We start from the raw sequence: 4,371 nt of genomic DNA on the forward strand, positions 1-4,371 counted from the left end.
TTTTTGTCGTGTACAGAGATATTTTTTATATTCCTGATATTGTGCTGTACTTTTTATCGCAGCTTGAATTTTTTCACGTTGTTGTGCAGTTTCACGACGTACTTGGCTACGTTTACGTTGCCAACGATCATGCTGTGATTGGGTTTCGGCATCAAGTAAATAAAGAACGGCTGCTCCGATAGCAACACCTGCGAGTATTGGTAGCATTTCATTTCCCCTTTGTTCAACCAACATCTTTTAGATCTAATTGTGGACGAGATAGATCAATACCAAATTGATGATACGCATCCATGAGTGTTTGATTTAAACGTGAGGTTTCTTCACGGTTTAACTCAATTTGTTTAAGCATCTGTTGCCACACTGACATCAATGTCGTTTTGTTCGTTGGATCTTGTTCTTGTGCAATCAAATTTAAGATCATTATGCATTGCTCTTGGGCATGATCTTGCTGTTGTTTTTGCAAGGCAATAAATTGCTTATTGTGTTTTAAGCAAGTTTTGAATGCGCTAGATAATGCATCAATACGTTTGATTTCTTTCTTATGATTGAGCTCAATTTCTGCACGTATGATCTTTGACTGCTCATGCATTTGTTTGCGTTGAAATTCTAATTCAGCAACAGCACGTTTATAGTGTGCAATTTCACTCACCATATTACTAACGGCTTTAATGCCTTCTTGTACTGCCATTAAGCCCGCAGTTTGTGGAACTAAAGGATTCATTAATATTTCTCCATACGCTTTTAAACGTCAAATGAATGGTGCGATTTAGCAACTGAAAAGGATGTAAATAATCAATGGATACAATACAAAATCCATGGTTTTTTTCCTGTTTTTATTTTTTGAGCAGGCTGAAGTCCCGGTTGCGGAACATGGTCAGGACTTTGCCATTGGTGGCTGTGACCAAATGCATGCCATTCATATTTTTAAGCATCGGGCAAATATCGGCATACTTATTTATTTCTTTATGACCAATGCTGTAGTAAATCGCATGGCGGTGAAATTGTTTACGACCAAAACGTAATAAGTGTGCAATATGCTGTTGCTGTATACCGCGTTGTGTACGTCGTTTATAGGCATGTACGCTTAAGCCTAATGCAATATCTTCGAAATTCAAATAACACGTCATTTTCTTACCCTCTAGTTCGCTTGGTGTATAGAGAATAAGAGATATTTTTGATTTATTTTTTAAACGTAAGCTTATAAAAAGCCATCAAGATGGTGTCTTGATGGCTTTTAAAATTGCTTATTTAGGGAAGTTGTCAACGGCATTCTAAAACTGACCCCTTTTACCTTACAAATGGCGAAGTAAAATTGCCCCCCTTTGATCTCGTATTAAGTTTCAACCTGGGGCTGAATCCCTTATCTACAGGGAAGTATCCAAAACAGATACTATCGAGGGTTCACGTCTAACTCAAGCAAAGCTTTCGTCTTGCACTCGGGCAAAGCAGTGCTTTGCTGTTCCTCGTTCCTCCCTTATCTACAGGGAAGTATCCAAAAACAGATACTATCGAGGGTTCACGTCTAACTCAATCGAAGCTTTCGTCTTGCACTCGGGGAAAGCAGTGCTTTGCTGATCCTCGTTCATCCCTTATCTACAGGGAAGTCTGTTCAGACATTGGATTCGTGACTACTATACTGTTTTCAATGGTCTTAATCCCTTATCTACAGGGAAGTATCTAAAATAGATTGCATATTCCTGCATAAACATACCACCCATTCTTGTTCGTAACGTACCAGTCGTTCCTTTCGTAATGAGCCGAAAATGAATAAACCACAAACAGTAGATGCACAATTTAAACTTAGATTACCAACAACATTAAAGTTAAAAATTGAAAATGAAGCTCAAGGCTTGAAACGATCTATGAATGCTGAAATTGTGGCACGATTAGAAAATAGCTTTAACTTTAAAAAATTAGACAATAATAGTGTATTGAACCAATATCAACTTATTGATCGCAAGAAAGAACTATCAAATCGCTTAACTAAAGCAATAGAGTTGTTTAATTCATTACAGGTAAAAGAAATTAAATATACACACATTGCTGAACAACTAGGATATGAAACTGCTGAACCTGTATTAGATTGGATACAAGGTAAACATGAACCATCTTTCCATCAACTTCGAGAAATAGCAGAGTATCTAAAGGTTAATCCGTCTTGGCTTGTACATGGTGATGGTGAAATCAGCACTTGAATAATAGTACCATTATTGATACTATTTAGAGATTGGAATTATTGAGCATATTAATGGCTAATATTGATCAACTCATAGAGCAAATGCGGAATAATCCAAAAAATATTCGTTTTGTGGATTTAATCAAGGTTTGCAAACAGTATTTTGGTGAGCCAAGACAAACAGGTGGTAGTCACACCGTATTTAAAACACCGTGGCAAGGCGATCCTCGTATAAACCTTCAAGATGATGGTGGGAAAGCTAAACCATACCAAGTGAAGCAAGTTTTGGCTGCACTCGATAAACTTAACGTATTGTGAGGTGGAAAATGGATAGTAAGCAATATACTTACCGTGTTATGTGGTCAGCAGAAGATAATGAATACGTTGGACAATGTGCTGAATTTCCATCATTATCTTGGCTTGATGCAGATCAATCTAAAGCATTTTCAGGTATTGTTAATGTTGTTGCTGAGGTTGTAGCCGATATGATCAGTAATAATGAAAAAGTACCAGTGCCACTTTCAGAGAAGAAATATAGTGGTCGTTTTGCTGTACGTGTTCCATCAATGGTTCATCAAAAACTAGCATTAGAAGCAGCAGAACGTGGTGTAAGTATGAATCGTTTAGTATCCGCAAAATTAGCTATGTAACCAGTTAAAAGGATATGAGATTTTGTCTCATATCCAAGTGGTTCAAGAAATAGGAATGACTGGTATGTTACGAACAGGAATAGGTGGTCGTTTTATCCAGTATTTTGCAATAGATACTATCGAGGGTTCACGTCTAACTCAAGCAAAGCTTTCGTCTTGCACTCGGGCAAAGCAGTGCTTTGCTGTTCCTCGTTCATCCCTTATCAGCAGGGAAGTCTGTTCAGACGTAAAGAAAGCATTGAGCTATCGCCCTGAGTGGGGTCTTAATCCCTTATCAGCAGGGAAGTCTGTTCAGACTGTAGACGTATGGAAGTTAACAGGTGATTATATGTCTTAATCCCTTATCAGCAGGGAAGTCTGTTCAGACATTTATCCCTACGCATCAATATGCTTCAGGTCAGTCTTAATCCCTTATCAGCAGGGAAGTCTGTTCAGACGCATGGGAAGATACTGCTAAGATGCAGGTTCAACGTCTTAATCCCTTATCAGCAGGGAAGTCTGTTCAGACGATGTACGTGCTATCGCTGTTGAGCTTAATGTGTCTTAATCCCTTATCAGCAGGGAAGTCTGTTCAGACGCAGGTGTTGTATATACCGAACAATGGGAAGAGTCTTAATCCCTTATCAGCAGGGAAGTCTGTTCAGACTCTACCCTCTTTTTTTTCTTTTGTAAAGCAAAGACTTATAGAGGCTAAATATTTCAAAGTATGTATCAGTAAAGTTGCTGTATGACAAAATGTTTCACAATTTTTCTTATAAATATAAAAAACAATATGTTGTGATAATTTTTGTGCGAATACTATGTCAATACATGAATTGTAGTCCCATACATGGGCGTGCTGATCAAACTGGGTTAGGGCGTACAACATAAAATTCCTCCAATCGGATACGACAATCGCGTAACTGTTGTGCGCTTAATTCTAAACCTCTGAAATGTGCAGGCACATGCATGGATAAATGAACATAACGAATACCTCGCACATGCAAGTCTGCAACCAAATGAATAGGTAAAGTCCCGATTACCGTATCTTCAGCACGCAGTTCATCAAAATTTGCTAAATGGGTAACATGCACATCGTAATGTACATGCTCCTCTTTAGCCCATTCTAATGCACCTTTATGGCGAGTAATAAAATAAACGGTCATCTTATTTTCCACATCATTCAATATGTAAAAGCATGCCATAGATCAACTACAAATGTATGATCTATAAGCTTATACCTTGACTGATATTTATCGATTTAGGCTGTAGCCATTCTGAAATAAGCTGACTTAAATTGAGTAAATCACGTTCTTGGAATATGCGAATTTCAGAATTATTGGCACGAGTTAAGTTGTAATCTTTCAAACTATATAGCGAAACAACTGCTTGTTTTTGGTTGATTCCACCAAAATCTTGCAAAGAAGATAATTTATACAAAACATCTTTAGCTTGTTCATGTGCCATCGTTTTTGCTGTTTTACATTCTATACAATATAAATGAGCATGATGAATAAACATGACATCCATTTCATTTGGAGTATCTAGGACTTACGCACTATTATT

7 protein-coding genes, 1 pseudogene and 1 CRISPR repeat array are annotated in these 4,371 nt (G+C 37.5%); of the genes and pseudogenes, 3 read left to right on the forward strand and 5 right to left on the reverse strand.

Annotated features, from left to right (window positions below; translation table 11 throughout):
* From B4H32_RS11900 to B4H32_RS11910, 3 genes and pseudogenes are all read right to left on the reverse strand, one after another.
* A pseudogene (locus B4H32_RS11900) lies at nt 1–207 on the reverse strand (hypothetical protein); the annotation flags it as partial.
* Nucleotides 208–223: 16 nt separating this feature from the next.
* Nucleotides 224–721, reverse strand: a complete 498-nt coding sequence (locus tag B4H32_RS11905; protein ID WP_004681133.1) for a hypothetical protein — start codon at nt 719–721, stop codon at nt 224–226.
* A gap of 112 nt (nt 722–833) precedes the next feature.
* The gene (locus tag B4H32_RS11910; RefSeq protein WP_004681132.1) at nt 834–1,127 is read right to left on the reverse strand and encodes a hypothetical protein; all 294 of its coding nucleotides are present in this window, start codon (nt 1,125–1,127) and stop codon (nt 834–836) included.
* 636 nt (nt 1,128–1,763) lie between these two features.
* Here B4H32_RS11910 and B4H32_RS11915 point away from each other — a divergent pair.
* Genes B4H32_RS11915 through B4H32_RS11925 form a run of 3 tightly spaced genes read left to right on the forward strand, consistent with a single transcriptional unit; the run spans nt 1,764 to nt 2,826 of the window.
* On the forward strand, nt 1,764–2,195 hold the full coding sequence (locus B4H32_RS11915; protein WP_004678288.1) for an Arc family DNA-binding protein: 432 nt from the start codon (nt 1,764–1,766) through the stop codon (nt 2,193–2,195).
* 53 nt (nt 2,196–2,248) lie between these two features.
* Complete coding sequence (locus B4H32_RS11920; protein WP_004678286.1) at nt 2,249–2,494, forward strand: hypothetical protein; 246 nt, start codon at nt 2,249–2,251, stop codon at nt 2,492–2,494.
* Between the two features lie 8 nt (nt 2,495–2,502).
* Nucleotides 2,503–2,826: a type II toxin-antitoxin system HicB family antitoxin gene (locus tag B4H32_RS11925; RefSeq protein ID WP_004678285.1), complete on the forward strand. Its 324-nt coding sequence runs from the start codon at nt 2,503–2,505 to the stop codon at nt 2,824–2,826.
* A gap of 189 nt (nt 2,827–3,015) precedes the next feature.
* Nucleotides 3,016–3,472: a CRISPR direct-repeat array (repeat unit 37 nt; unit sequence GTCTTAATCCCTTATCAGCAGGGAAGTCTGTTCAGAC).
* A gap of 196 nt (nt 3,473–3,668) precedes the next feature.
* Here B4H32_RS11925 and csx16 read toward each other — a convergent pair.
* Nucleotides 3,669–3,971, reverse strand: a complete 303-nt coding sequence (gene csx16, locus B4H32_RS11930; RefSeq protein ID WP_004681129.1) for a CRISPR-associated protein Csx16 — start codon at nt 3,969–3,971, stop codon at nt 3,669–3,671.
* A 61-nt stretch (nt 3,972–4,032) separates the two neighbouring features.
* Nucleotides 4,033–4,335, reverse strand: a complete 303-nt coding sequence (locus B4H32_RS11935) for a Card1-like endonuclease domain-containing protein (protein WP_004755717.1) — start codon at nt 4,333–4,335, stop codon at nt 4,033–4,035.
* Between the last annotated feature and the right edge of the window lie 36 nt (nt 4,336–4,371).

Source organism: Acinetobacter sp. UBA2063 (genome assembly GCF_002333245.1).
In the GTDB taxonomy this organism is placed as follows: Bacteria; Pseudomonadota; Gammaproteobacteria; order Pseudomonadales; family Moraxellaceae; genus Acinetobacter; species Acinetobacter parvus.

Coding starts and splice junctions, on each gene's coding strand:
- B4H32_RS11905 (WP_004681133.1), bottom strand. CDS start 721: ATGAATCCTTTAGTTCCACAAACTGCGGGCTTAATGGCAGTACAAGAA.
- B4H32_RS11910 (WP_004681132.1), bottom strand. CDS start 1,127: ATGACGTGTTATTTGAATTTCGAAGATATTGCATTAGGCTTAAGCGTA.
- B4H32_RS11915 (WP_004678288.1), top strand. CDS start 1,764: ATGAATAAACCACAAACAGTAGATGCACAATTTAAACTTAGATTACCA.
- B4H32_RS11920 (WP_004678286.1), top strand. CDS start 2,249: ATGGCTAATATTGATCAACTCATAGAGCAAATGCGGAATAATCCAAAA.
- B4H32_RS11925 (WP_004678285.1), top strand. CDS start 2,503: ATGGATAGTAAGCAATATACTTACCGTGTTATGTGGTCAGCAGAAGAT.
- csx16 (WP_004681129.1), bottom strand. CDS start 3,971: ATGACCGTTTATTTTATTACTCGCCATAAAGGTGCATTAGAATGGGCT.
- B4H32_RS11935 (WP_004755717.1), bottom strand. CDS start 4,335: ATGGATGTCATGTTTATTCATCATGCTCATTTATATTGTATAGAATGT.